Source organism: Delftia sp. 60 (assembly GCF_002754395.1).
Lineage (GTDB): Bacteria > Pseudomonadota > Gammaproteobacteria > Burkholderiales > Burkholderiaceae_C > Comamonas > Comamonas acidovorans.
In genome coordinates this window covers 798,338-822,667 of sequence record NZ_PEFD01000001.1, presented here as the reverse complement: position 1 = coordinate 822,667, position 24,330 = coordinate 798,338, and the positions used below count along the sequence as shown (strand labels likewise).

The 24,330-nt window shown below is 68.2% G+C and carries 24 protein-coding genes; 15 read left to right on the top strand and 9 right to left on the bottom strand.

Going from position 1 to position 24,330, the window contains the following annotated elements; all coding sequences use genetic code 11:
* The first annotated feature begins 20 nt into the window (after window positions 1-20).
* Window positions 21-881 (top strand): transketolase, encoded by an 861-nt coding sequence (locus CLV01_RS03755; RefSeq protein WP_099734967.1) that lies wholly within the window; start codon window positions 21-23, stop codon window positions 879-881.
* Window positions 878-1,885, top strand: a complete 1,008-nt coding sequence (locus tag CLV01_RS03750; RefSeq protein WP_099734968.1) for a transketolase family protein — start codon at window positions 878-880, stop codon at window positions 1,883-1,885. The genes CLV01_RS03755 and CLV01_RS03750 overlap by 4 nt, the downstream gene beginning before the upstream one ends.
* 68 nt (window positions 1,886-1,953) lie before the next feature.
* Here the strand turns inward: CLV01_RS03750 and CLV01_RS03745 are convergent, their stop codons facing one another.
* Window positions 1,954-2,640: a winged helix-turn-helix domain-containing protein gene (locus CLV01_RS03745; RefSeq protein ID WP_099734969.1), complete on the bottom strand. Its 687-nt coding sequence runs from the start codon at window positions 2,638-2,640 to the stop codon at window positions 1,954-1,956.
* Window positions 2,641-2,673: 33 nt separating this feature from the next.
* A complete protein-coding gene (locus CLV01_RS03740) occupies window positions 2,674-4,092 on the bottom strand; it encodes a hypothetical protein (RefSeq protein ID WP_257221184.1) in 1,419 nt (472 codons plus the stop codon).
* 482 nt (window positions 4,093-4,574) lie between these two features.
* Between CLV01_RS03740 and CLV01_RS03735 the strand changes: the two genes are divergently transcribed.
* Both CLV01_RS03735 and CLV01_RS03730 read left to right on the top strand, forming a co-directional pair.
* The gene (locus CLV01_RS03735) at window positions 4,575-5,621 is read left to right on the top strand and encodes a porin (RefSeq protein WP_013804713.1); all 1,047 of its coding nucleotides are present in this window, start codon (window positions 4,575-4,577) and stop codon (window positions 5,619-5,621) included.
* A gap of 159 nt (window positions 5,622-5,780) precedes the next feature.
* The gene (locus CLV01_RS03730; RefSeq protein WP_099734971.1) at window positions 5,781-6,107 is read left to right on the top strand and encodes a CzcE family metal-binding protein; all 327 of its coding nucleotides are present in this window, start codon (window positions 5,781-5,783) and stop codon (window positions 6,105-6,107) included.
* Window positions 6,108-6,174: 67 nt separating this feature from the next.
* Here the strand turns inward: CLV01_RS03730 and rpe are convergent, their stop codons facing one another.
* A complete protein-coding gene (gene rpe, locus CLV01_RS03725; RefSeq protein ID WP_012202654.1) occupies window positions 6,175-6,858 on the bottom strand; it encodes a ribulose-phosphate 3-epimerase in 684 nt (227 codons plus the stop codon).
* Between the two features lie 116 nt (window positions 6,859-6,974).
* On the opposite strand from rpe, the gene apaG reads away from it, so the two are divergent.
* From apaG to CLV01_RS03695, 6 genes are all read left to right on the top strand, one after another.
* Entirely contained in the window at window positions 6,975-7,382 is a 408-nt protein-coding gene (apaG, locus tag CLV01_RS03720; RefSeq protein ID WP_034367895.1) for a Co2+/Mg2+ efflux protein ApaG, read from the top strand.
* Window positions 7,383-7,434: 52 nt separating this feature from the next.
* Window positions 7,435-9,402 (top strand): site-specific recombinase, encoded by a 1,968-nt coding sequence (locus CLV01_RS03715; protein ID WP_012202652.1) that lies wholly within the window; start codon window positions 7,435-7,437, stop codon window positions 9,400-9,402.
* A gap of 198 nt (window positions 9,403-9,600) precedes the next feature.
* Complete coding sequence (locus CLV01_RS03710) at window positions 9,601-10,863, top strand: cation:proton antiporter (RefSeq protein ID WP_043820084.1); 1,263 nt, start codon at window positions 9,601-9,603, stop codon at window positions 10,861-10,863.
* Complete coding sequence (locus tag CLV01_RS03705; RefSeq protein ID WP_013804717.1) at window positions 10,853-11,977, top strand: YbdK family carboxylate-amine ligase; 1,125 nt, start codon at window positions 10,853-10,855, stop codon at window positions 11,975-11,977. Before CLV01_RS03710 ends, CLV01_RS03705 begins: the two co-directional genes overlap by 11 nt.
* Window positions 11,883-12,347, top strand: a complete 465-nt coding sequence (locus tag CLV01_RS29810; RefSeq protein ID WP_306563444.1) for a Com family DNA-binding transcriptional regulator — start codon at window positions 11,883-11,885, stop codon at window positions 12,345-12,347. The genes CLV01_RS03705 and CLV01_RS29810 overlap by 95 nt, the downstream gene beginning before the upstream one ends.
* The gene (locus tag CLV01_RS03695; RefSeq protein ID WP_012202649.1) at window positions 12,331-13,077 is read left to right on the top strand and encodes a hypothetical protein; all 747 of its coding nucleotides are present in this window, start codon (window positions 12,331-12,333) and stop codon (window positions 13,075-13,077) included. The genes CLV01_RS29810 and CLV01_RS03695 overlap by 17 nt, the downstream gene beginning before the upstream one ends.
* 62 nt (window positions 13,078-13,139) lie before the next feature.
* Here CLV01_RS03695 and CLV01_RS03690 read toward each other — a convergent pair whose 3' ends face one another.
* The 4 genes from CLV01_RS03690 to CLV01_RS03675 all read right to left on the bottom strand — a co-directional run bounded on the left by CLV01_RS03690 (window position 13,140) and on the right by CLV01_RS03675 (window position 18,233).
* Window positions 13,140-15,260, bottom strand: a complete 2,121-nt coding sequence (locus CLV01_RS03690) for an alpha/beta hydrolase domain-containing protein (protein ID WP_099734974.1) — start codon at window positions 15,258-15,260, stop codon at window positions 13,140-13,142.
* Window positions 15,261-15,384: 124 nt separating this feature from the next.
* Complete coding sequence (locus tag CLV01_RS03685; protein ID WP_099734975.1) at window positions 15,385-16,368, bottom strand: Bug family tripartite tricarboxylate transporter substrate binding protein; 984 nt, start codon at window positions 16,366-16,368, stop codon at window positions 15,385-15,387.
* 48 nt (window positions 16,369-16,416) lie between these two features.
* Entirely contained in the window at window positions 16,417-16,788 is a 372-nt protein-coding gene (locus CLV01_RS03680) for an AtuA-related protein (RefSeq protein ID WP_016450609.1), read from the bottom strand.
* Window positions 16,785-18,233 carry an acyclic terpene utilization AtuA family protein gene (locus tag CLV01_RS03675; RefSeq protein ID WP_099734976.1) on the bottom strand — a complete coding sequence of 483 codons (1,449 nt, stop codon included), beginning with the start codon at window positions 18,231-18,233 and terminating at the stop codon, window positions 16,785-16,787. Before CLV01_RS03675 ends, CLV01_RS03680 begins: the two co-directional genes overlap by 4 nt.
* A gap of 70 nt (window positions 18,234-18,303) precedes the next feature.
* On the opposite strand from CLV01_RS03675, the gene CLV01_RS03670 reads away from it, so the two are divergent.
* The 5 genes from CLV01_RS03670 to CLV01_RS03650 all read left to right on the top strand — a co-directional run bounded on the left by CLV01_RS03670 (window position 18,304) and on the right by CLV01_RS03650 (window position 23,058).
* Entirely contained in the window at window positions 18,304-19,203 is a 900-nt protein-coding gene (locus tag CLV01_RS03670; protein ID WP_099734977.1) for a LysR family transcriptional regulator, read from the top strand.
* A 65-nt stretch (window positions 19,204-19,268) separates the two neighbouring features.
* Window positions 19,269-20,234 carry a thiamine-phosphate kinase gene (gene thiL, locus CLV01_RS03665; RefSeq protein ID WP_099734978.1) on the top strand — a complete coding sequence of 322 codons (966 nt, stop codon included), beginning with the start codon at window positions 19,269-19,271 and terminating at the stop codon, window positions 20,232-20,234.
* Between the two features lie 38 nt (window positions 20,235-20,272).
* Window positions 20,273-21,925, top strand: coding sequence for a DUF4139 domain-containing protein (locus CLV01_RS03660; RefSeq protein WP_065348073.1), 1,653 nt, complete (start codon window positions 20,273-20,275; stop codon window positions 21,923-21,925).
* 130 nt (window positions 21,926-22,055) lie between these two features.
* Window positions 22,056-22,556 (top strand): phosphatidylglycerophosphatase A family protein, encoded by a 501-nt coding sequence (locus tag CLV01_RS03655; RefSeq protein WP_012202641.1) that lies wholly within the window; start codon window positions 22,056-22,058, stop codon window positions 22,554-22,556.
* A 10-nt stretch (window positions 22,557-22,566) separates the two neighbouring features.
* Window positions 22,567-23,058 (top strand): CinA family protein, encoded by a 492-nt coding sequence (locus CLV01_RS03650; RefSeq protein WP_099734979.1) that lies wholly within the window; start codon window positions 22,567-22,569, stop codon window positions 23,056-23,058.
* Here CLV01_RS03650 and CLV01_RS03645 read toward each other — a convergent pair.
* Window positions 23,039-23,353: a helix-turn-helix domain-containing protein gene (locus tag CLV01_RS03645; protein ID WP_012202639.1), complete on the bottom strand. Its 315-nt coding sequence runs from the start codon at window positions 23,351-23,353 to the stop codon at window positions 23,039-23,041. The genes CLV01_RS03650 and CLV01_RS03645 overlap by 20 nt on opposite strands.
* Window positions 23,354-23,386: 33 nt before the next feature.
* A complete protein-coding gene (locus CLV01_RS03640) occupies window positions 23,387-24,211 on the bottom strand; it encodes a YecA/YgfB family protein (protein WP_065348080.1) in 825 nt (274 codons plus the stop codon).
* Between the last annotated feature and the right edge of the window lie 119 nt (window positions 24,212-24,330).

The window sequence follows — 24,330 nt, the reverse complement described above, 5'->3', positions numbered from 1 at the left end:
CCATCCCGAGGAGACGATGCATGAACCAAGAACTGCAACAGCGCCTGGACCGGCTCGCGGCCTGTGCCTGGCGCATACGCCGCCGCGCCCTGCAAATGGGCGAGGTGCAGGGCCAGGGCTACATAGGCCAGGCCCTGGGCTGGGCCGATGTGCTGGCCGTGGCCTATGGCGACGCGCTGCGGCTGCGGCCCGATGAGCCCGGGTGGGAGGGCCGCGACCGCTTCCTGCTCTCGCACGGCCACTACGCCATCGCCTTCTACGCGGCCCTGGCCGAGGCGGGCATCCTGTCCGACGAGGAACTCCAGACCTATGGCAGCGATGACAGCCGCCTGCCCATGTCGGGCATGGCCAGCTATACGCCGGGCATGGAGATTTCGGGCGGCTCGCTGGGCCAGGGCCTGCCGATCGCCGTGGGCATGGCGCTGGCGCTGCGCCACAAGGGCAGCGATGCCTTTGTCTACAACTCCATGTCCGACGGCGAGCTGGACGAGGGCTCGACCTGGGAGGCCGCGCTGTCCGCCGCCCACCACGGGCTGGGCCGGCTGATCTGCCTGGTGGACGTGAACAACCAGCAGGCCGACGGCCCGTCCACGCGCATGCTGGGCTTCGAGCCGCTGGCCGACAAATGGGCCGCCTTCGGCTGGCATGTGCAGCGCGTGGACGGCAACGACCTGGCCCAGGTGGTGCAGGCCTTCGACGCGGCGCGTACGCTGGCCGAGGACCGGCCCCGCGTCATCCTCTGCGACACGCTGATGGGCAAGGGCGTGCCCTTCCTGGAGCAGCGCGAGAAGAACCATTTCATCCGCGTCGATCCGCCCGAGTGGCAGCAGGCCATCGCCATCCTGGACGCATCGCAACCCCTGGAGCCCGCCCTGCCATGAACATGCCTCTTGCCACCCCCAAGCCCCGGCCGACCACCTCGGCCATGATTGCCTCCATCGCCGCCGAGGGTCAGCGCGTGCAGGCCGCGCCCTTCGGCAAGGCCCTGGTGGAGCTGGCCGCCAGCCGGCCCGATGTGGTGGGCATGACGGCCGACCTGGCCAAGTACACCGACCTGCACCTGTTCGCCCAGGCCCACCCCGAGCGCTTCTTCCAGATGGGCATGGCCGAGCAGTTGCTCATGGCCGCCGCCGGCGGCATGGCCAAGGAGGGGCTCACGCCCTTTGCCACCACCTATGCGGTGTTCGGCACGCGCCGGGCCTATGACTTCATCCATCAGGTGATTGCCGAGGAAAACCTGGACGTCAAGATCTGCTGCGCCCTGCCCGGCCTGACCACGGGCTACGGCCCCAGCCACCAGGCCACGGACGATCTGGCCATGATGCGGGCCGTGCCGGGGCTGACCATCGTCGATCCCTGCGATGCGCTGGACATCACCCAGGCCGTGCCCCAGATCGCGGCACACCGCGGCCCCGTCTACATGCGGCTGCTGCGCGGCAACGTGCCGCTGGTGCTGGACGAGTACGACTACCGTTTCGAGCTGGGCAAGGCGAAGATGCTGCGCGAGGGCCGCGAGGTGCTCATCATCTGCAGCGGCTTCATGACCATGCGCGCGCTGGAGGCCGCCCAACTGCTGGCCGCCGACAACGTGGGCGCCGCCGTGCTGCACTGCGCCACCATCAAGCCGCTGGATGTGCAGGCCATCGTGCAGGCCGTGGCCAGCGGGCCGCGCCTGGTGGTGGTGGCGGAGAACCATTCGGTGGTGGGCGGCCTGGGCGAGGCCGTGGCCGGCGCCCTGCTGGAGCGCGATGTGCGGCCCGCGCGCTTTCGGCTGGCGGGCCTGCCGGACGCCTTCCTCGATGCGGGCGCCCTGCCCACGCTGCATGAGCGCTACGGCATCAGCGCCCAGGCGCTGGCGGGACGCATCCGGCAGTGGCTGGACTGAACGCCCGGCGTTGTGGCAGCGGGCGCACCAGAGCAAAGCAGGGCAGTGCAGTGCAGTGCAGATGAGGGCTACTTGGCGGGATCCCCGTCGCGCAACGCCAGCAGGTAGCCCATGCCGCGCACCGTGTGCAGCAGCTTGACCGCATAGGGATCATCGAGCTTGCTGCGCAGCCTGCACACCGCCACATCCACCACGTTGTTCAGCGCATCGACGGGCAGGCTCCAGACCTGCTGCACCAGTTCGGCGCGCGTGACCACATCGCCCTGGCGCTGCAGCAGCAGCCACAGCACGGCGAATTCCTGGCGAGTCAGGTCCAGTCGCCGGCCGGCACGCTCGACCCGCTTTTTCGACAGGTCCAGCACCAGATCCGCCAATGTCAGGCGCAGGCCCTCCTGGCCGGCCGCGCCTCGCATCCGCAGCCGCGCGCGGGCCAGGAACACCGGCAACCTGACGGGTTTGACCAGGTAGTCATCGGCGCCGTTCTGCAGGCAGAACACCTGGTCCTCCAGACTGTCGTTTGCGGTGACCACGATGGTGGGCGTGTCGCCCGCCTGGAGCAGGGTCTGCAGGACCGCACGCCCGCTCTGGCCAGGCAGGTCCAGATCCAGCACGAGCAGGCTGTAGGCGCGGCTCAGTGCCAGGTTGCGGCCCTGCAGACCGTCATGCACGACATCGACGTTGAATCCGTCCTGGCACAGGCCCTGGCACAGGTACTGCGCCGACGGCGGGTGGGCATCCACGATCAGGATCTTCATGTCTTTTCCTTCGCACGCGGGCACAGGCGAGACTCAGGCCAGCACCTGGCGGAGGATCTGCTGCTGCCGCCTGGCCCATTTCGTGCCAATGCGAATGGCATCGCGCTGCTGTGAGGAGGCAGAAGCGAAGAAGACCGTTTCACTGATCTGCAGGCGGTGAAACAGCCGCCGCATCTGCAGGGATCGGGCCCTCAGCGAGCCTTCCGGCGCCAGGGATTCCCCCTGCTGTGCCGAGAACATGGACGCGGCCTGCTCCAGGCAGCGCTGGGCATCGGGCGTGGTCGCGGGCACGGCACGGGGCTCGCACAGCCGGGCCTTGGCCACCAGGGGGTTGTGGCCCACCACCAGCCCCCAGGGACGCATGGCGGTCGAGGGATTGACCGACAGCGCCTCCAGCTTGGTGAGCCCGAACACGCGCGCCAGGCGCAGGCGCATGGCCAGCAGCGGGGCATCTGGCTGTACCGCCTCGATGGCCGCGAGGGCCTCCTCCTCGTTGTCACCGCCCACGGGCAGCAGCAAGGAACGCAGCAGCAGCCCGGACAGCACGTCCCCCTTGGCCGCTGCAGCATGGAGCAGGGCCACGCCCTGTTCCATGGGTTCGATGTGCGTGGCATCACGCAGCACCAGTGCACCCAGACGGCGCTCGGCCTCGGGCAGCCCGTGACGTGCCGCCTTCTCCAGGCAAAAGCGTGCCAGGGTGGGATTGGCCACCGAGCTGCGGTAGTCGGAGCAGATGCGGAACAGGTGCAGCCAGGCGGTGACTATGCCGCCATCGGCAGCGCGCAGCAGCAGGGCTGCGGCCTTGCGCAGGTTCTGCGCATTCACGAGGTTTTCGGGAGCCAGGTGTGCACAGGGCAGCCCCGAAAGCGCCCGTCCAAGCACGTGGCAGGCGCGCACGTCGCCATTGGCGGCGCATCGGTCCAGGCTGGCTTCGATCCAGCCCACGGTCAGCCGTCCCAGGTCATGGCCCGCCATCTCCGCCTGGTGGACCAGGTCGGCAATCAGCTGCTGCATGACCGGGCCATGAGCGGCATGAGGCAGGTCGCGCAGGAGCTCCAGCATCCGCACGGCGCGGTGCGACTGGCCCTTGGCCATGGCCTGCCGGGCCTCGCAGGCCATGACTTCGGCAATGTCCAGCGGCTGTATGGCGCGCAGGATCTGCAACGCCTGCAGCAGCTCGCCGGATGTGTGCGCAGACACGCTGCTTGCCAGATGGCTTGGCAGGGCGGCGCTGCACTTGCCCAGGCACTCCAGCGCCAGATCGAGCTCCCCCCGGATGAGATGCCATGCGGCAAGCTTCTGGCGCCCGACATCCTCATACTCCGCCGCGATCCTCAGGGTCTCCAGCAGCCCGTGCTCCAGCAGCTCCCTGAGCGGCAGATGCAAGGCTATGCAGACCGAGGCCTGGCGCCTGGCCTGAGGCAGTGCGGCCTGCAGATACTCCAACCCCACCGGGATGCTCCTGGAAACGCCGGGTCCCCCGGTCAGATACGCCTCCCCGAGCTGAAGCCTGGCACCCGTGTCCCCTCGCCTGGCCAGCATCCTCAGCTTGACATCCTCGCGCCGCATTTTTCTGTCCCCTCCTATCTTGCGATACCCGCTCACAGCCGTATCAACAACCCGATACGAATTGATTTTTTCTTCTTTACCGGATTCAACCCACGGGATGCTAGCAATCTCCAGAATCCATCTACCCAACAGAAAAGTGACATTCAAGACATATTGAAGAAAGATAACTGCCATGAATGGAATTGCAATCCATTGGTGTTGGCCGGACGGAACATGTTGAGCCCAAAAAACCTGTGATTGGCTTGCCACTCCCCGTCGATTCCTTTTCAAGGCTCCTGGCGCCGGCCTGTGAATTCTAGTATTTACAACAGCATCCGTTTGAAAATGGATGCGCATGGAATCCACATTCAATACAAGGACCAGGCATGAAATTCAATCGTATATTGGCGGCCGCACTGCCCGTCATTTCGCTGGCGGCCAGCGCGCAGTCATCCATCACCCTGTTCGGCATCGTTGACGTCAATGGGCGCTATGTGAAGAACAGCGATCTGCCCAGCAACATGACCATGAACAACAGCGGGCTGTCATCGGGCCGGTTTGGCTTTCGCGGCACCGAGGATCTGGGCGGCGGATTGAGAGCCGAGTTCTGGCTGGAGTCAGACCTCTATGCCGACACCGGCACGACAAACGCCAATGGCAAGTTCTTCCAGCGCCGCTCCACGGTGAGCTTGGCGGGCGGCTTCGGCGAGCTGCGCCTGGGCCGCGATTTCACGCCGGCCGCGCAAAATCCCACCAAGTTCGACCCGTTCAACGTGATCGGCCTGGCAAACTCCAACATCATCAGCCGCCTGCCCGGCACCTTCTCGAACTACTACCGCAGCGACAACGCCATCCAGTACTTCACTCCCAAATGGAGCGGTTTCCAGGCAGAAGTGATGTATGCCCTGGACGAAGACCCGGTGAGCAGCGCCGGCCGCCATTTCGGCAGCCGCCTGACCTACGACAACGGCCCTCTGAACCTGGCGCTCACCTATGGCTCGACCGATGTGAACGCTGCGGGCACCAAGCTCAAGCAATACGGCGCAGGCGCCTCCTACGATTTCGGCTTTGCCAAGCTGATGGGGTATTTCCAGCGCGAGGACCTGCCCTATGGCACCTATGGAACCCGCATTGCGGGCTCCGAGGACCGCTGGCAGGTCGGCCTTACCGTGCCCGTGGGGGCGAACTACATCCGCGCCTCCTATGTGCGCACCGATTCGCGCCGTGGGCCGGTTGCCTTCAATGGCAGCGATGCCAACAGGTATGCGATCGGCTATGTGCACAACCTGTCGCGGCGCACGGCGCTGTATGGAACCCTTGCACGCGTGACCAACAAGGGCGGGGCCAATTTCAGCCTCAATGGCGGAACCACCGGACTGGCTGCGGGCGGCAGCTCCACAGGCGCTGAACTCGGCATGCGCCATAGTTTCTGAAGATTTCCACGCATTTGCTGCAATATGGCTGAAATGTCATCCGGCTGCCCGGATATATAGAAGCCGATGACTCTACAGTCTCCGCCATGGACTGAATACAGTTCATGGCGGATTTCATGAATCCGCCCATGTATCCGCCCTATTTCGGAGGCATATTCAATGAAATCCATATTCATATTGGGCACCGCCGCAATCGTCATGGCTGCATTGCCGGCCCATGCAGAACGCTTTGCAAACGGCAAATCCTATTACGGATCGCCCGCGCCTGCGGGCGTCTACCGTACTGTCGATCTATCGCAGAAAGGGCCCATCAATATCGCCTGCGGCGAAACCGTGAATTTCACCAGCCAGGGCCGCACATTCGCGTGGAAGGTCAGCTCCATCCAGCACAACCATGTCCCGGTGGCGCGCTTTGCGCCGCCCGGTTTCGACACGCAGGGCAAGAGCATCTTCGTCATGCCCGGAGAGCATGAGCTGGGCGGCTGAAAGCGCCGTTGGCAACGAAAAGGGCCCGCAATTCGCGGGCCCTTTTTTGCTGGAGGCAGGCCGAAGCTCAGGCGGCCAGGGCGCCGCGCATGGCGTCGATCACGGCCTTGTAGTCAGGCTTGCCGAAGATGGCGCTGCCGGCCACGAAGGTGTCGGCACCGGCATCGGCCACGCGGCGGATGTTGGTTTCCTTGATGCCGCCGTCCACTTCCAGGCGGATGTCGCGGCCGCTGGCCTCGATGCGCTTGCGCGCGGCCTCGATCTTGCGCAGCGTGCTGTCGATGAAGCTCTGGCCACCGAAGCCGGGGTTCACGCTCATCAGCAAGATGAGGTCGATGTCGTCGATGACCCAGTCCAGCACGTCCAGCGGGGCGGCGGGGTTGAACACCAGGCCGGGCTTGGCGCCCTGGGCGCGGATGTTCTGGATGCTGCGGTGCACGTGGGCCGTGGCATCGGGGTGGAAGCTGATGTAGTCGGCGCCTGCCTTGGCGAAGGCCGTGGCCAGTTCGTCCACGGGCGAGACCATCAGGTGCACGTCGATGGGCACGGGCTGGCCGTCGGGCGTCTTCGCATGGGGCTTCAGGGCCTCGCAGATCATGGGACCGAACGTGAGGTTGGGCACGTAGTGGTTGTCCATCACGTCGAAGTGGATCCAGTCGGCGCCGGAGGCGATCACATTCTTGACCTCGTCACCCAGACGGGCGAAGTCGGCAGACAGGATGGAGGGGGCGATGCGGTAGGTGGGGCTCATGGCCTGCGATTGTCGCAGCTAGCCCATGCCGGCACCAGCGACGGCACAAAGCCATGGGCGGCGGCGCGTGGGGACGTTCGCAAGCCGGTACATTGCGGGCAGTTACCATTGCCGCCATGCCCATGAACGAGTTCCAGGTCCAGGTCCGCCCCGCCTTTTTGCCAGAGCAATCCGCTCCAGCGGCGGGCGTATACGCCTTCTCCTACACGATCACCGTGACCAATACCGGCCAGGTGCCGGGCCAGTTGATCGCGCGCCACTGGATCATCACCAACGAACTGGGCCATGTCGAAGAGGTCAAGGGCCTGGGGGTGATCGGCCGCCAGCCGCTGCTGCAGCCTGGCGAGACCTTCGAGTACACCAGCGGCTGCCAGCTGCGCACGCCCAACGGCAGCATGCAGGGCAGCTATCTGTGCATCAGCCACGAGGGCGAGGTCTTCGAGTGCCCCATCCCGCGCTTTCATTTGCAGTCGGGCGCTGGCGGCGACAGCTTTCCGGACCCTGACAACCGCGTGCTGCACTGAGCGCGTTCCTCGGGGGAGGCGCTAGTCTTCCGCCCTGCCGCAAGACCCCTACATGAAGCGAATCACCCAAGACCTGCCCGGCCTTCTGGCCGCACTCGACCCCGAGGCCGACCTCGCGCACCGCCATATCTGGCTGATCCACCTGCTGGAGTGGGTGCGCGCGCCCAAGCCGTCGGTGGACGGCGCCGTGCAGCGTGTGCAGTTGCTGGTGGAGGCCGTGGAGGCCGACCCGGCCGTGCGCCAGCGCCTGCATGCCTGGTGGCTGCGCTTCATCGACACCGTGGACATCACGGCGCTGCTGGCCGATTTCGGCTTTGCGCCGCGCACCAACATGTTCAGCGAGCTGTCCGAGCGCGCACGCTACAAGCTGCTGCCCAGCACGCCCGAGACGGTGGATGCCTCCGAGCTGTTCATGCTGGCCATGCCCGACGAATTCGACGCGCGCTGGCTGCACGCGCTGGAGGCGCCGCTGCTCGAACGCATCGCGCTGCTGCTGACCGACGGCAGCGAGGGCCAGGGCAGCAGCTTCTGGCAGAACAGCCTGCTGGGCTCCATCACCTATTGCACGGGGCAGATCCTGTCCACGGGCTTTTCGCCCGAACTGCGCCTGCGCATGGACGAGCAGGCGCGCGACGACCAGCCCTTCCACGCCCTGATCCACGACGCCGAGAGCCTGCGCGTGGAGGTGATGCACGCGCTGCGCACCAATGACCGGCGCGATGCGGCCGAGGCCCGGCTGCGCGAGCGCCTGGATGCCTGCCGCGCGGCCGTGACATCGGTCTACACACATTTCGAGTCCGAAGGGATTTCGGTGGGCCTGGTGTTCCGCCTGCGCCAGCTGCGCGCGCGCATCCTGCGTGTCAGGCGGCTGCTGGACTGCCTGGTGGCCGACAACCGCGCCACCGAGACGGCCGACCTGCTGGCCAACCTGGTGTCCGTGGGCATTGAGCGGCGCAGCCTGCGCGCGCTGCTGTCCACCAACACCTCGCTGCTGGCGGCCAAGGTGGCCGAGCGCAGCGCCGAGACCGGCGAGCACTACATCACGCGCACCGGCCGCGAATACCTGTCCATGGCAACCAAGGCCGCCGGCGGCGGCTTCGTGATGGCCTTCACCACGCTGCTGAAGTTCGCGCTCTACGCGCTGGGGCTGTCGGCGTTCTGGGGCGGGCTGGCGGCGGGCATCAACTACTCCATCAGCTTTGTGCTGATCCAGCTGCTGCACTTCACGGTGGCGACCAAACAGCCGGCCATGACGGCACCGGCCATGGCCGCCAAGCTCAAGGACCTGCGCGCCAGCGAGGCCATCGAGGAGTTCGTGGACGAGGTCGCCCACCTGGTGCGCTCGCAGGTGGCGGCCGTGCTGGGCAACGTGCTGGTGGTGCTGCCCATGGTGCTGCTGCTGTCGCTGGGCTATGCCCAGCTGTTCGGCCACACGCCCATCGACGGGCCGCATGCGATTGCCGTGCTCGACTCGCTGAGTCTGCTGGGCATGTCGCCGCTGTTCGCGGCCTTCACGGGCGTGCTGCTGTTCGCCAGCAGCCTGATCGCGGGCTGGGCGGAGAACTGGTTCGTGCTGCGCCGGCTGGACTCGGTGATCCGCTACAACCCCGGCATCACGCGCTGGCTGGGCGCCAAGCGCGCCGACCGCTGGGCGCATTTCTGGCGCAAGAACATTTCGGGCTTTGCCGCCAACGTCTCGCTGGGCATGATGCTGGGCCTGGTGCCCGCGTTCGCTGCCTTCTTCGGCCTGGGGCTGGAGGTGCGCCACGTCACGCTGTCGGCAGGCCAGATCGGTGCCGCCATGGCGGCCCTGGGCTGGCAGGTGCTGCACTCCGACATGTTCTGGTGGGCGGTTGCCCTACTGCCGGTCAATGGCGCGTTGAATGTCACTGTCAGCTTTTATCTGGCATTCCGCGTTGCGATGAGGGCACACAATGTCAGCGGAGTCGACCGCTCGCGCATCTATTCGGCCATCCGCCGCCGTCTGCGCACAGCGCCGCTGAGTTTCTTCCGCCCCTGAGCCTGCGGGACCTCGGGAACCACGCGGAACCCACGTGCTGGCGTGCCCGCCCGGCCTTGCAGCCCGGCAGTCACGCCAGTGGATCGCCAACGAAGTGTCCCCGTGCCAGGCGCACGGGACGCGGGCTTGCCCGCGCCGCAGGGAAGGCCCTGCGGAGCTTCGCTTGCGGGCCACTGGCTCGCGCAAAGGACCTCGCTTATGAATGACATGCTGAGCTTCTGGGAACCGTGGCTGCGGCCATCGGCCGGGTTGGCCACGGTGCAATGGTCCCTGCTGCTGGCCGTGGCCACCATGGTGGGTTACGCCTGCCAGCGCCATGCGGCCCTGCCCAAGGTGGTCGGCTATTCGCTGGTCGGCGGCATTGCCGGGCTGATCGGCTTTGGCGCCAATACCGCCTGGCCGCTGCAGGGCACGGGATTGTTCCTGCTGGAGCTGGGCGTGGCCATCGTGCTGTTCGAATGCGGCGGGCGCATCACGCTGCGCTGGTTCCGCCACAACCCCATGGTGCTGGTGCAAAGCGTGGCCGAATCCGCGTTGACCTATGTGCTGGTCTCCCTGGTGCTGGGCTGGCTGGGCGTGGCCCCCGAAGTGGCCGGGCCGCTGGCCCTGGTGGCCATGGCGGCCTCGCCCCTGGTGCTGACGCGCGTGGTGGCCGACATGCGTGCCGCAGGTGCCGTGACCGATCGCGGCCTGGTGCTGGCCACCCTGTCCACGCTGTATGCGCTGGCCCTGGGCAGCGCCAAGGCGGGCATGCTGACGCAGCCCAAGGCGGGCTTCGTGGCCTCGATCATGCCGGTGCTGGTGGTGCTGGGCGTCTCGGTGGCCGTGGCCCTGGTGCTGGCCGTGCTGATGCGCCTGGCGCTGCGCTTCATGAGCCCGGCCAGCGAGAACACCTCCATCCTCTTTCTCACGCTGATCTCGGCCAGCGTGCCCGTGGCCTCGTACCTGGGCGGCTCGGCGCCGCTGGCGGCGCTGCTGGGCGGCATCCTGCTCAAGCAGTTCAACCCGCGCCCCTGGGCCTGGCCGCGCCAGCTGGGCACGGCGGCCTCGCTGCTGACCATGCTGATGTTCGTGCTGGTCTCCACCGTGGCCGCGCAGGCCGACTGGAGCGCGCCGGTGGCCGGCGTGGTGGGCGCCGTGATCCTGGCACGCCTGGTCGCCAAGACCATGGGCGTGGCCGTGGGCAATGTGGGCACGGGCGCCAACTGGCGCCAGGCCTTCTGGGTGGGCTGCGCCATGGCGCCCATGTCGTCGGTGGCGCTTTTGATCGCCTCGCAGTTCGTGGCCGCCGCGCCCGAGCTGGGCGCGCAGATCGCAGGCGTGGCCCTGCCCACCATTTTGGTGATGGAGGTGCTGGGCGCCGCCCTGGCCACCGTGGCCATCTACCGCTCCGGCGAAAGCTCCCGTCCCTGGAAGCCGCTGAGCCGCACGAATACCGCAGGAGATGAACGTGAGTCTTGAAGCCTTCAACTCGTCCGAACCGCTGACCCTGGGCGTGGAGCTGGAACTGCAGCTGGTCAACACCCACGACTACGACCTGGCCCCCTACGCCGAGGACATGCTGCGCCTCATGCTCAAGAACCCGCTGCCCGGCAGCGTGGTGCCCGAGATGACGAACAGCATGATCGAGATCTCCACCAGCGTCTGCCATTCGGCCTCGGAGGTGCTGGGCCAGCTCAGCCAGATCCGCGATGCGCTGGTCAAAAGCGCCGACAAGCTCAACATCGCCGTGGTGGGCGGCGGCACCCACCCCTTCCAGCAGTGGCATGAGCGGCGCATCTACGACAAGCCCCGCTTCCAGGAGCTGTCGCAGCTGTACGGCTACCTGTCCAAGCAGTTCACCATCTTCGGCCAGCACGTGCACATCGGCTGCCCCGACGCCGATGCGGCCCTGCTGATGCTGCACCGCATGTCGCGCTACATCCCGCACTTCATTGCACTGTCGGCCTCCAGCCCCTATGTGCAGGGCCATGACACGGCCTTCGACTCGGCGCGGCTGAACTCGGTGTTCGCCTTTCCGCTGTCGGGCCGCGCGCCCTGCGTGCTGCACTGGAGCGAGTTCGAGCAGTACTTCGACAAGATGACGCGCACGGGCGTGGTCAAGAGCATGAAGGACTTCTACTGGGACATCCGGCCCAAGCCCGAGTTCGGCACCATCGAGATTCGCGTGTTCGACACGCCGCTGACCATCGAGCGCGCAGCCGCCCTGTCCGGCTATGTGCAGGCGCTGGCCGCCTGGTTCATGGACACCCAGCCCTTCACGCCCGTGGAAGACGACTACCTGGTCTACACCTACAACCGCTTCCAGGCCTGCCGCTTCGGCCTGGAGGCCGTGTACGTGGACCCGGCCACGGGCGAGCATATGCCGCTGGCCGACCACATCCTCAAGACCATGGATGCCGTGGCCGACTACGCGGCCCGCCATGGCGCCGCGCCCGCCCTGCATCTGCTGCGCAGCGACGTGGCCGCCGGCAGCAACGATGCCCGCTGGCTGCGCGAACGCCAGCGCAGCGAGCAGCTGCTGGCCGAGGTCTCGCGCCAGGCGGCCATGCGCTTTCGCGGCCAGGCCGTGTAGACACGACTGGCACGGCATGCATCCAAGGGCTGCTACCGCAGGTTGTGCGTCAAGCCCTCACGTTCAACAAAGCGGCGTTCCTCCACACAACACGCTGTGGCCCCAGCACAATGAAATTGCGTTGGAGAGGGTGGCCGAGCCTTGGCGGCCTGATCCGCGATGTTCTCCATCAAGTCCGGAGGGTCGCGCCATGCAAGAGGTCAGATGTGCCAGCTGCAACCGCAAACTGGCAATGGGAGTTTTCCAGCAACTAAGCATCAAATGCCCACGCTGCGGAACGCTCAATTCCTTGAGAGCCCATATGAGCCCCGAACCCGAGTGCCAGCGAGCGCCCTTGAAGAAAGGAAGCCACCATGGCTCAAGCAACTAAGGTATTAATTGCCGATGGCGACGTGTTGTCCAGCACACCGAATAACGAAGTCATCTATTTCGCATCCAATGCCAGCGGTATTCCTGTGGTGCCGGGATCGCACCATATCTTGCCGACCAACCCCTATACGCTCGTATTCGACGACGCGGGCAAGCCATCCGGGTATGACAGGAAAAACAATCGTCATACTGTCGCGATGGATGTGAAGTTTGTCGAAGACTTCCTTGAAATCGAGTCGTGCCACACGGGCATCATCTCTCGCCACAAGGGCTGGAACAGCGTTCCCTATGTAAGAGGCGACAACCGTGGCGCTGCAGCCATTGCAGGCAAATGGGGCTATGCAGGCGGTAGTGTCGCTCTGGAGGAAATCGAAATCACGAACGATTTCAATAATGGTGAATCGCATCACCCTCCGTCGGCACAGCATCCAAGAGGCGCTATCGGACAGGCAAAACTTCAGGGTGATCGCTGGTATCGCATGGTGCTTGAAAGCATCGTGTTCCATGGCGCCGTCGGGCACAAGGTTAGATTCATCGACAAACAAACCAAATCCATTGTTTACAAACTACCCATCTACTGGTCGGAATTCTCGGGAAACTATGTATCTCGAGACGACGGCAAGGTGTGTGTTTTCAGCATTCATGATCCGGCCAAGCCCGCAGCAGGTTTTTATTTCACGAACCTGATGAGCTATTGGACGCGCGCCCACAAATCGGTTGCACACCCCTGAGAGTACAGGGGCTTGCAGCCCACGCCGTCAGCCCCCGCCATGCAAGTCAGGGCCTTAGACCCTCAAGGCAGCACCGCCGCCGCACGCGCGGCGGTGATCTGCGCGTCGGCGTCGCGCTGCAGCAGCAGGCGCTGGCGCACCAGGTCCTGGGCCGCGGCCGTGACGGCGCTCACGTAGCCGGCCTGATCGACATACAGCTCCTCCAGTGAAGGCCGCGCGTCACCGGCCGCCAGCCGCGCCGCGCGCGTCTTGTGGAAGGGGATGAAGCTGCCCGTGAGGTTGGACAGGTCCACGATGCCCGGCGTGGCCACGTAGTTGAACTCCATGCTGGTGCCCAGCGGTGCCCGCGCCTCCACGCTGCGGATGCCTGCGCGCGTGAGGCCGGTGGCCGCATCGACCTGGGGCACGAGGATGGCGTAGTCCTTGCCCGTGGCGCGCGGCGGCTGCAGCGTGGCGATGCCGCTTTCGTCCTGCGGCACGTACTGCGGGCCGAAGTCGAGCAGCGCAAAGCCGTTGTGGCGCGCCAGGTAGCGGAACTCGGGGATGGCGGTCTGCACGCCGCCCACGCTCCAGCTCAGGCCCTTCATGGCGGGAAAGACCAGCTTGTCGGGCCGCACCAGGGTGCCGTCGGCCAGCTTGGGCACCTGGCTGGCCGGCGGCTCGGTGCCGCGCACCACCCAGTCCTCCAGCGCGATGAACAGCGCGCGGAACGTGTCGTTGAAGTGCACCACGGTGCCGGCCGGATAGACATTGCGCGTGGGCGCATAGCCGATGCTGGCCGTGCCGCCTGCGCCGCCATGCTGGGTGCTGGCGTAGTAGTAGATGCGCGCATTGGCGGGCTGGGCGATGTCGCGCAGGCCGTTGGCATCGGTCAGCACGGGCGAGCCCTGCAGCTGCCAGAACTCCGTGCCCGACAGGCCCAGGAAGAACTTGGGGCAGGTGTTGCTGGCTTCGCAGCGCTTCATCACTCCGCCCTGGCGGCCGCTGACCTCATCGCTGTAGTCCTTGTCCAGGCCACGCGGCGCGGTCTGTCCGAAGGCCGTGTGGTCGGTGCGCAGGCCGCCCCCGCCGCCGGGCACGGCAAAGCGCGTGTTGATGTTGGTCTGGCGCGCGGCCACGTGGGCATACATGCCGTCGAAGACCTTGCCGCCATCGAGCGCCTGGTTGAAGCCCAGGTGCAGGAAAGTCTTCATGGCATTGCCCGACTGCGAAGTGCCCTGGCCGATGGTGTGCGTGATGCGCCCGGCCAGCGGATTGGCCTTGCCGTCGGCGTCGGCCGCCTTGGCGCGGAAGAAGCTCACCGTATCGCGCAGCGCGGCCAGGCCCACGCCCATGACCTTGGGGTCCTTGGCCACGTAGACCAGCTCGTAGAGGTACTGCGGATCGAACCCGCCCTTCAGGCAGACGCTGGTGGCCGCAGGCGTGCCGGGGAAGGGATTGGCGGCGGCATCGCAGCTGGCGAACTTCCAGTCGCCCGCAGGCACGGTCTGGCGCGCATCGGTTTCGTTGATGCGGCGCGTGAGCGAGTAGCCGGCCTGCGTGTTGTCCAGGCTGGCGGGCTCGTAGGGGATCATGGTCCCGTTGAACACGCCGCCTGGCAGGGTCATGGAGGGCACGGCGGCGGCCGGGACCAGCTCGGTGCGGTAGCTGCCCGTAATGCTGCTGCCGTCCTTGCTGCGCGCCACGGGCACGGTGACCGTCAGGCGCGCGGGCGTGGACTTGGGCACATCGCCCTGCCAGGCCGAGTACAGCAGCACATAGCCGCGCTCCAGGTAGACCGCATCGCCGGGCGCGGCCGTGGGGTTGGGCATGGTCAGGATGTTGCCGCGATTGGGCGCGTCATAGCGCAGTACGCCGCTGGCCTTGGACATGTCCTTGGGCTTGAGCATGACGAAGTCGGTGCTGTACTCGACCATGCCGCGCGCATTGACGGGCGCCAGCGCCAGGTCCTGGATCACGGCGTTCTTCGGGTCGGCCGGGTCCAGCTCGCCGCGCAGCACGCCGGTCACTTTTTCGTAGGCGCCGACACTGCCGTAGCTGCCGGCAAAGTCCTCGGTGGCGCTGATGCTCAGCTGCATGCGCGGCGCCTGCGAACCGGCGGGCGAGTCACTGCCGCCGCAGGCGGTCAGCAGGCCGGATGCGGCCAGGGCAAGGGCCAGTGGATGGGTGGATCTGATGTGCATGTTGTCTCCTTGGGGTCATGGCACAGGCAAGGCTCCGCCCTGGCCGCCGTGCATTGCGGCGGCCTAGGACGGTTCGAAAAAAAAAGGGAACGGGAGAGCGGGGAACGGGAGAGCGGGGAGCGGCCTACTCGGGCTGGATGCCGGCGGCCTTGATCACCTGGCCCCACTTCTGGGTCTCGCCCGCCTGGAAGGCGGCCAGCTCCTGGGGCGTGGCGGTCCAGCCCTCGGAGCCGGACATCTCGAAGAAGGACTTGGCGCCCGCGCTGTGCACGGCGTCGGACAGCAGGCGGTTGAGCCGGGCCACCACGGCCTCGGGCGTGCCAGCGGGCGCGTAGGCCGCGAACCAGTAGCCCATGTCGTAGCCCTTGACGCCGGCTTCCTCCAGCGTGGGCACTTCGGGCAGCTGCGGGCTGCGTTTGGTGGTGGAGTAGCCCAGGGCGCGCAGCTTGCCCGACTTGACCTGGGGTACGCCGGTGGAGGTGTCGGTGATCATCAGGTCGATCTGGCCACCCAGCAGGTCGGTGATGGCCAGCGGATTGCTCTTGTAGGGCACGTGCATCAGGTCCACGCCGGCCAGCTGCTTGAGCATTTCACCGGCCACGCGGCTGGAGGAGCTGCCGCTGCCGAACGACAGCTTGCCCGGCTGCTTCTTCGCCGCCGCCAGCAGATCGCCCACGTTCCTGTACGGCGCATCGGCGCGCACCACCAGCACCTGGCCGCCCTTGCCCAGCCCGGCCACGGGCGCGAAGTCCTTGACCGCGTCATAGGGCAGCTTCTTGTACAGATGCTGGTTGGCCGCATGCGTGGTGTTGGTGGTGATCAGCACCGTGTAGCCATCGGCCGCCGAGCGCGCCACCTGCTGGGCCGCGATCATGCCGCTGGCGCCGCCCTTGTTCTCGACCACCACGGCCTGCTTGGTCGCCGTGGTCACGGCCTGGCCCAGCGCCCGTGCCAGCTGGTCGGTGGCGCTGCCGGCCGCAAACGGCACGACGAAGGTGATGGGCTTGGACGGATAGTCCTGGGCCAGCGCCGGTGCTGCGGCGGCTGCCAGCGCGCAGGCGGCCAGCACGAGCGCATGGCGGCGGGGAAGGTTCTGCGAAAAGTTCATGTCTGTCTCCTTTGTTGTGATGAATGTGTGACGGGCGGGTGCTGCCGGCTACTCCGGCGCCAGGTGGGGCAGCAGCGAGGCCGGTATGTGGACCTGCATCTGCAGCAGCCAGTACGACAGCGCCTTGCCGTGGCTGTCGAGGTTGAGCGCGTCGTTGACGCCGCCGTCCAGCACCGCGTCCAGCACCCAGTTCATGGCCTGCAGGCGCTGCAGCACGAAGCGCTGCACGCGCGCCGGGCGCCGGGCGGCGAAGTGCGCGGCCACGCGCTCTTCGGTGATCTGCTCCACCAGCACGGGCCAGCAGGCGGCATTCCAGGCGATGAGGCTGATGTTGGAGCGGTTGCCCTTGTCCCCCGTGCGCCCGTGCGCCAGGCGGTACAACGGCACGGTGACGGGCATCGTGGTCTGCAGTGTGTTCATGCGGCGTGCTCCCCGGCTTCTTTCCCGGCCTCTTTCTCGACCCCTTTTTCGATCTCTTCCTCGGCCCACTTCCACCCGGTGGCGACGCTCTGCTGCGCCAGCAGGCAGGACACCGTGCCCAGCCGCGCGCGCAGCGCCGTGCGCACGCCGCCGCCGCCGGCCGGCCCGCAGGTGTACAGCGCGTTGACCTCGCGCGGCAGGCGCCGCGCCTGGGCCTGCGTGGGGCGCAGCCAGGCGGCGCGCAGGCGCACGTCCTGCGGGGCAGCTGCGCTGGCCGGCTGTGCGTCGCGCCAGCGGCCGGCGTCGTCGCCCAGCACGCTGGCCACGCCGATCCAGTCCAGGCGCAGGTCGCCTGCGGCCTCGCCGCCCAGGCGCTCGCGCAGCACCTCGCCGGCCAGCCGGGCGCGCTCCAGGGCGCGCGGGCCGGCATAGGAGATCTCGCCCTCGGCCAGCCAGCCCGAGGCATGGCAGACATTGACCTTGTAGTGGCCGTTGTGCGCATGGCCGCGCACGCCGCTCAGGCGCACGGCGTCAGGCCCCACCTGGTGCACCTCGGCCTCGGACAGGTCGGCCACCACGTCGGGCGTCAGGTAGGCGGCCGGGTCGTGCACCTCGTACAGCAGTTGTTCCTTGACCGTGCGTTCGCTGACCAGGCCGCCCGTGCCTTCGGGCTTGGTGATGGTGCAGTCGCCCGAGGGTTCGATGATGGCGATGGGATAGCCCAGCCGCGCCAGGCCCTGCACGTCCTTGAAGCCCGGGTCGGCAAAGTAGCCGCCCGTGACCTGGGCGCCGCATTCCAGCAGGTGGCCGGCCATGGTGGCGCGCGCCAGGCGGTCCCAGTCGTCCCAGGCCCAGCCGAAATGCGCCATGGCCGGCCCCAGGGTCAGCGAGGGGTCGGACACGCGGCCGGCCACCACGATCTCGGCGCCGGCCTGCAGGGCCTCGGCAATCGCGCGCGCGCCGATGTAGGCGTTGGCACTGACCAGCGAATCCTCGGGAAACTCCGCACTCAGCGCGGCCCGCAGCGCCCCGCGGTACGCCGGGCCGCTGACATCGTCGCCATGCACGACGGCGACGCGCGGCACGCGCAGGCCCAGGCGCTGCGCCAGCCGCTGGATGCAGCGCGCCGCGCCTTCGGGATTCGCCGCACCGAAGTTGCTGACGATGCGTATGCCATGCGCCAGGCAGTCGGCCAGCACGGGCTCCAGCAGGTCCTCCAGCAGGGGTTCGTAGCCCGCGTCGGGCTGCTCGCGGCGCGCCAGCTGGGCCAGCGCCAGCGTGCGCTCGGCCAGGGTCTCGAAGATCAGGCAGGCGCTCTGGCCGCTGGCCGCCAGGGCGCGCACCACGGGCGCGGCGGCATCGGTGCGGTCGCCCGAGAAGCCGGCTGCGCAGCCCACCCACAGCGGGGGCTTGTCCGGGGCAAAGGAGTTTTCCAGGTGGTCCATGCAGGCCAATGTAGGCAAGGGCTGCTAATCTGTGAAATCGATTATTCGGATCAACTCATCCAAAAACCAGATGAATATCTCCTCCCGCCAGCTCGATGCCTTCATCGCCCTGGCCCAGCTCAGCAGCTTCACGCTGGCCGCGCAGCGCTGCCATCTGTCGCAGCCGGCCTTCAGCGCCCTGATCAAGGGGCTGGAAGACGGCGTGGGCGTGCGCCTGTTCGACCGCAGCACGCGCCATGTGGCGCTGACGCAGGAGGGGGCGCAGTTCCTCGATGCCGCGCAGCGCATACGCGCCGACCTGGGCGATGCCGTGCACGGCCTGCGCGAGGCGGCGGCGCTGCAGCGCGGGCGCGTGTCCATCGCCCTGCTGCCTTCGCTGGCGGCGGCCTGGCTGCCACCCGTGCTGGCGCTGTTCCATGCGCGCCATCCGGGCATACAGCTGCAGGTGTCGGACCTGCTGTCCGAGTCCTGCATCGCCCAGGTGGCCTCGGGCCAGGCCGACCTGGCGCTGGCCGCCATCCGCGCCGACACCGAGGAGCTGCAGGCCGAATGGTTCTGCGCCGACCGTCTGCATCTGGTCTGCCGCGCCGACCATGCGCTGGCGGCCCTGCCCGCGCCGGCCATGGCCGACCTGCGGGACCAGCCCTTCATCCAGCTCGCCCGCCACAGCAGCGTGCGCCAGTACCTGGAATCGCAGGAGCAGGCCCCGCCCCTCAACACCTTGCTGGAAGTGGAGCACCTGGCCACCGTGATGGGCATGGTGCGCGCGGGCCTGGGCATCAGCGTGGTGCCGGCCCTGGCGCTGTTCCACTTCGTGCAGCCTGGCCTGGTGACGCGCCCGCTGGCCGATGCCGACCGCCAGCGCGACCTGTACCTGGTACGCAGGCGCCAGCGCAGCCTGTCGCCTGCCGCCCAGGCCTTCCACGCGCTGGCGCTGGAACATCGGCCCGGTGCGGGCGAGACCACCTGATACGGGGCAGCACGAACCTCGCAGCACAATAGCCCGATCGCCAAACGCATCCGAAAGCCGCCACCGTGGGTGAATTCGACCTGATCCGCCGCTTCTTCCAGCGCCCCGTGCGCCGCGCCGCCCTGGGCGTGGGCGATGACTGCGCCCTGCTCGCCCCGGCGCCGGGCATGCAGCTGGCCGTCTCCAGCGACATGCTGGTCGAGGGCCGGCATTTCTTCGCCGACGTGGACCCGCTCCTGCTGGGCCACAAATCCCTGGCCGTGAACCTGTCCGACCTGGCGGCCTGCGGCGCGCGCCCGCTGGCCTTCACCCTGGCCCTGTCCCTGCCGCGTGCCGATGCGGCCTGGACCGAGGCGTTTGCGGCCGGTCTGCTGGCCCTGGCCGACGCCCACGGCTGCGAGCTGGTCGGCGGCGACACCACCCAGGGGCCCTTGAACATCTGCATCACCGTCTTCGGCGAAGTGCCGCCCGGCCAGGCCCTGCTGCGCAGCGGCGCGCGCGCGGGCGACGACATCTGGGTCAGCGGCAGCCTGGGCGATGCCCGCCTGGCGCTGGAAGCCCTGCTGGGCCACACCACCTTGCCACCCGGCACGCTGGCCGCCGCGCGCCAGCGCCTGGAAGCGCCCACGCCGCGCGTGGCCCTGGGCCAGGCGCTGCGCGGCATTGCCAGCAGCGCGCTGGATGTGAGCGACGGCCTGCTGGGCGACCTGGGCCACATCCTCGAGCAATCCCGCGTGGGCGCCAGCCTGGATACGCGCCTGATCACGCCGCTGCTCGATGCCGGCCAACAGGCGCCCCTGGCCATCGACCTGCTGCACCAGTGCACCCTGTCCGGCGGCGACGACTACGAGCTGTGCTTCACGGCCCCGGCCGACCGGCGCGCTGCCGTGCAGGCCGCAGGCCGCGACAGCGCCACGCGCGTCACGCGCATAGGCTGCATCGAGGCCCCGCCCGGCCTGCGGCTGATCGGCCCGGACGGAGCGGCCATGGCGCCCCGGTGGACCTCATTCGACCACTTCGCTGCGGCCTGACGCCGCGCCAAACCACTTTCATCCGAGAAGGACTGCCCATGGTTCAACGCTCCGCCCTGCCCGCCCTCTCTGCCCTGGCCGCCGCCTGCTTCCTGCTGGCAGGCACCCCGGTCCAGGCCCAGGCACAAGCCCAGGAAGCCACCATCGCCCGCGCCCCCATCGCGCGCGTCACCCTGTATGCGGGCGTGGCCTCGGTGGAGCGCACGGCGCGCATCACGGCCGCCACGCGCCAGCTGGTGTTCGAGTGCCTGCCCGGCTCCATCGACCCGCAGAGCCTGCAGGTCAGCGCCGATGCCGGCGTGCGCCTGGGCGACTACAAGCTGCAGTCGCAGCCGCGCGAACTGGCCTCCAAGGCCTGCGCCAGCCCGCTGGAGCAGCAGATCCGCACGCTGGAAGACCAGCTGGCCGCGCTGGAGGCCGACGAGTCCGCCGCCAAGCTCGTGGGCGACTACCTGCAAGGCCTGGCCAAGCCCGGCGATGACGCCAAAGCCCCCGCCCTGCCCGCCGCCAGCCAGCTGGGCGCCGCCACCGAGGCGCTGCGCAGCACCAGCCGTGGCAACACGCTGCGCGCCCACCAGATCCTGCGGCAAAAGCAGGCGCTGCAGGAGCAGCTCAGGCCGCTGCAGCTCGAACGCGACCGCACGGGCGCAGGCAACGCCCAGGTGATGAAGGTCACCGTGCAACTGGCCAGCCCGGCCGATGCCAATGTGCAGCTCACCTACCAGGTGCGCGGCCCGAGCTGGCAGCCCACCTACCGCGCCCAGCTGGACCCGGCCAAGGGCACGGTGGCCATCGAACGCCTGGCCCTGGTGGCCCAGAACAGCGGTGAGGACTGGAGCCAGGTGCAGCTGCTGCTGTCCACGGGCCAGCCTTCGCGCAGCACGCAGGCGCGCCTGCCCAATCCCTGGACCCTGGATGTGGAACGGCCCCGCCCCGTGGCCGCCATGGCCCCTGCGGCAGCGCCGGCCCCGGCGGCCCCTGCGATGATGCTGGAGCGCGCCCGCAAGCCCGGGGCGGCCAGCGAGGCCGCCGAACTGCCGGTGCTCGATGTCGCCAGCCTCAACACCGCCTACGCCACGCAGTTCTCCGTGCCCTACCGCATCAGCGTGCCCTCCAGCAGCGAGCGCGTGACCCTGGCCCTGGGCTCGCAGAACCTGCCGGCCACCTTGCTCACGCGCACGGCGCCCGCCGTGGAAGAGGCCGCCTACCTGGTGGCCCAGCTGGCCGTGCCGGCCGGTGTCTGGCCCGCAGGCCCCGTGGCCCTGTTCCGCGACGGCGCCTTCGCCGGCCAGGGCCGGCTGGACTTCGGCAACGCCGCCGCGCTGGCCCAGGGCCTGTCCTTCGGCCGTGACGACAAGGTGGTGGTGCGCAACCTGCCCGTGGACTCGGCCACGGGCAGCGGCGGCCTGCTCAGCAGCAGCACCGAACGCCAGGTCACGCGGCGCTTCCAGGTAGACAACCGCCATGACCGCGCCATCGAGCTGCAGGTGGTGGACGCCGCACCCGTCTCGCGCAACGAGCAGATCCGCGTGCAGTCCCAATACAACCCGCAGCCGGCCACCACGCGCTGGAACGACCGCAACGGCATGATCGCCTGGCAGCAGCCGCTGGCCGCTGGCGCCAGCGCCAGCTTCGAGGCACGCCACCAGATCCGCCATCCGCAGGATCTGGCGGTCGAAGAGCGTCAGTGAAGCACCAGGGCCGCGCTTATGATCTGGCCCCATGAGTGACGCGCCGCTGCGGCCGGAGGTTTCCGGCGATCCTGCTACCCCCACCTTTGCCTCTGCGGCGCGCCCACCGGAAGGCCCGCCGCAGGGCGGCATGGCTCGCCCCACGCTGGAATTCATGATGTCCCACCCGGCCCACTTCATCGCCATGGGGCTGGGCTCGGGGCTGGGGCGCATCGCGCCCGGCACCGTGGGCACGCTGTGGGCCTGGCTGTCCTTCCTGCTGCTGCAGCACTGGTTCACGCCCCAGCAGATCGGCCTGCTGATCGCGGGCAGCATTCCCCTGGGCTGGTGGGCCTGCACGGTCACGGCGCGCCACATGCGCGTGGCCGACCCGGGCAACCTGGTCTGGGACGAGATCGTGGCCTTCTGGCTGGTGCTGTGGCTGGTCATGCCCACGGGCTTCTGGGGCCAACTCATCGCCTTTGCGCTGTTTCGCTTCTTCGACGCCGCCAAGCCCCAGCCCGTCAAATGGGCCGACCGGTGCTTCAAGGGCTTCGGCTGGCGCGGCGGCTGGGGGATCATGTTCGATGACCTGGTGGCCGCCTTCTGCACGCTGCTGGTCATCGCCCTGTGGCGCCATTTCATCGGCTGAAGGAGCTGGCATGAACGCATACAACGAACTCGTCGAAACCCTGGCAGGCCTGCTGCTGCAGCGCGGCTGGATGCTGGCCACGGCCGAGAGCTGCACGGGCGGCATGATCGCTGCGGCCTGCACGGACCGCGCCGGCTCCAGCGAATGGTTCGAGCGCGGCCTTGTCAGCTACTCCAACGCGGCCAAGCACGACCTGCTGGGCGTGCCCGAGCCGCTGATCGCCGAGCACGGCGCCGTGAGCGAGCCCGTGGCGCGCGCCATGGCCGAAGGCGCCATCGCCCACTCACGCGCGCAGTGCAGCGTGGCCGTGACAGGCGTGGCCGGGCCGGGCGGCGGCAGCGCCGCCAAGCCCGTGGGCACGGTGTGGTTCGGCTGGAGCGTGTACGGCACCACGCACAGCGAATGCCTGCGCTTTGACGGCGACCGCGCCGCCGTGCGCCAGGCCACCGTGGCACACGCCTTGCAGCGCCTCAATGCGCTGATCAGCGCAAGGCTTTTATGAGCCGGTGCGCGATCTCCTGCAGCGGTGCAGGCAGGGCGCGGTAGCTTTCCAGCAGGCGCTGCTCGTCCACGGGCAGCGGGGCGTTGTCGTCTTCCAGCCCGGCCGTCAGCTCCAGCGCCGTGGTCTGCAGCGCCAGGGCCACGCGGGCCAGGGTGTCGTTCTTGAGGGTGCGGATGGCCCCCGATTCGATCTGCGACACGGCCGAGGCCGTGATGCCTGCGGCCTCGGCCAGCCGGCCCTGGGTCATGCCCAGTTCGGCGCGGCGGGCGCGTATGCGTTCACCGATATGTCTCATGGCCCGTGCATCCAAAGCCTGTGGCGCGGGCGCTCAGGCGCCGTGGCACTTCTTGAACTTCTTGCCGCTGCCGCAGGGGCAGGGGTCGTTGCGGCCCGGCTGCTCGCCCTTGACGATGGTTTCCTGGCGCGGGCCCATGCTCTTCCAGATCTGGCGCAGGTCGTACAGCGCCCAGATGGCCTCGCCGAACTGCTCCACGCGCTCCTGGCTGGTGCTGGCGGGGCCGTCCTCGTCGTACATGCAGACTTCGGGCTTGCCGGTGTCGTCCTCGGTCAGGGCCACGACGGCGTTGAGCGCCTCGTTGAGCCAGCCGGCGGCTTCCTTGTCGCGCGGGGCGGCCCATTCCTCGGCCCAGTTCTCGACCACGAACATGAAGCCCAGCGCCCAGATCTGGCCGAACGAGGGAATCTCGCCGTCATCGGGACGCTCTTCCTCGGGCAGCGACAGGATGGCGCCGCGCATGTCCATGGCCTCGGGCTGGAAGGTGCGGTCGTCTTCCAGCGTCTTCACGTCGGCGTCCAGCTGGGTGCGGATCTCGTCCATGCGCAGGCCCACCAGCTCCAGAAAGCGCGCCTGCTGCGCCGCGTCCTTGAACACTTCCATCAGCGGCAGCGGCTGGCCCTCGGCCACCTCCAGCGTGCCGCCGTCGCCCAGCAGCATGGGCAGCCACTCGGCGGCCGGCACCTCGCGGCGCGTGCAGATCAGCGCCGTCAGGAAACCGTCGCAGAACTCCCACTGCGGAATCTCGTCGCCGCGCGTGCGCAGCTCGTCGAGCAGATCGTCGAGTTCCTCCAGCGCCTCGGGCGTCAGGGCAGGCTCGTCGGGCAGGGCGGTGGCTTCGTGGGCGTCGTTGGACATGGCGGGAATCTCTAGGGAAAACAGGGGGAAGGAACCGGCCACGGCCAGCCCCTCGAATGAATGGCCCGCAGTGTAGCCGTGCCGCCATGTCCGTGGCGCCCGGTCGGAACTTGCCCCCG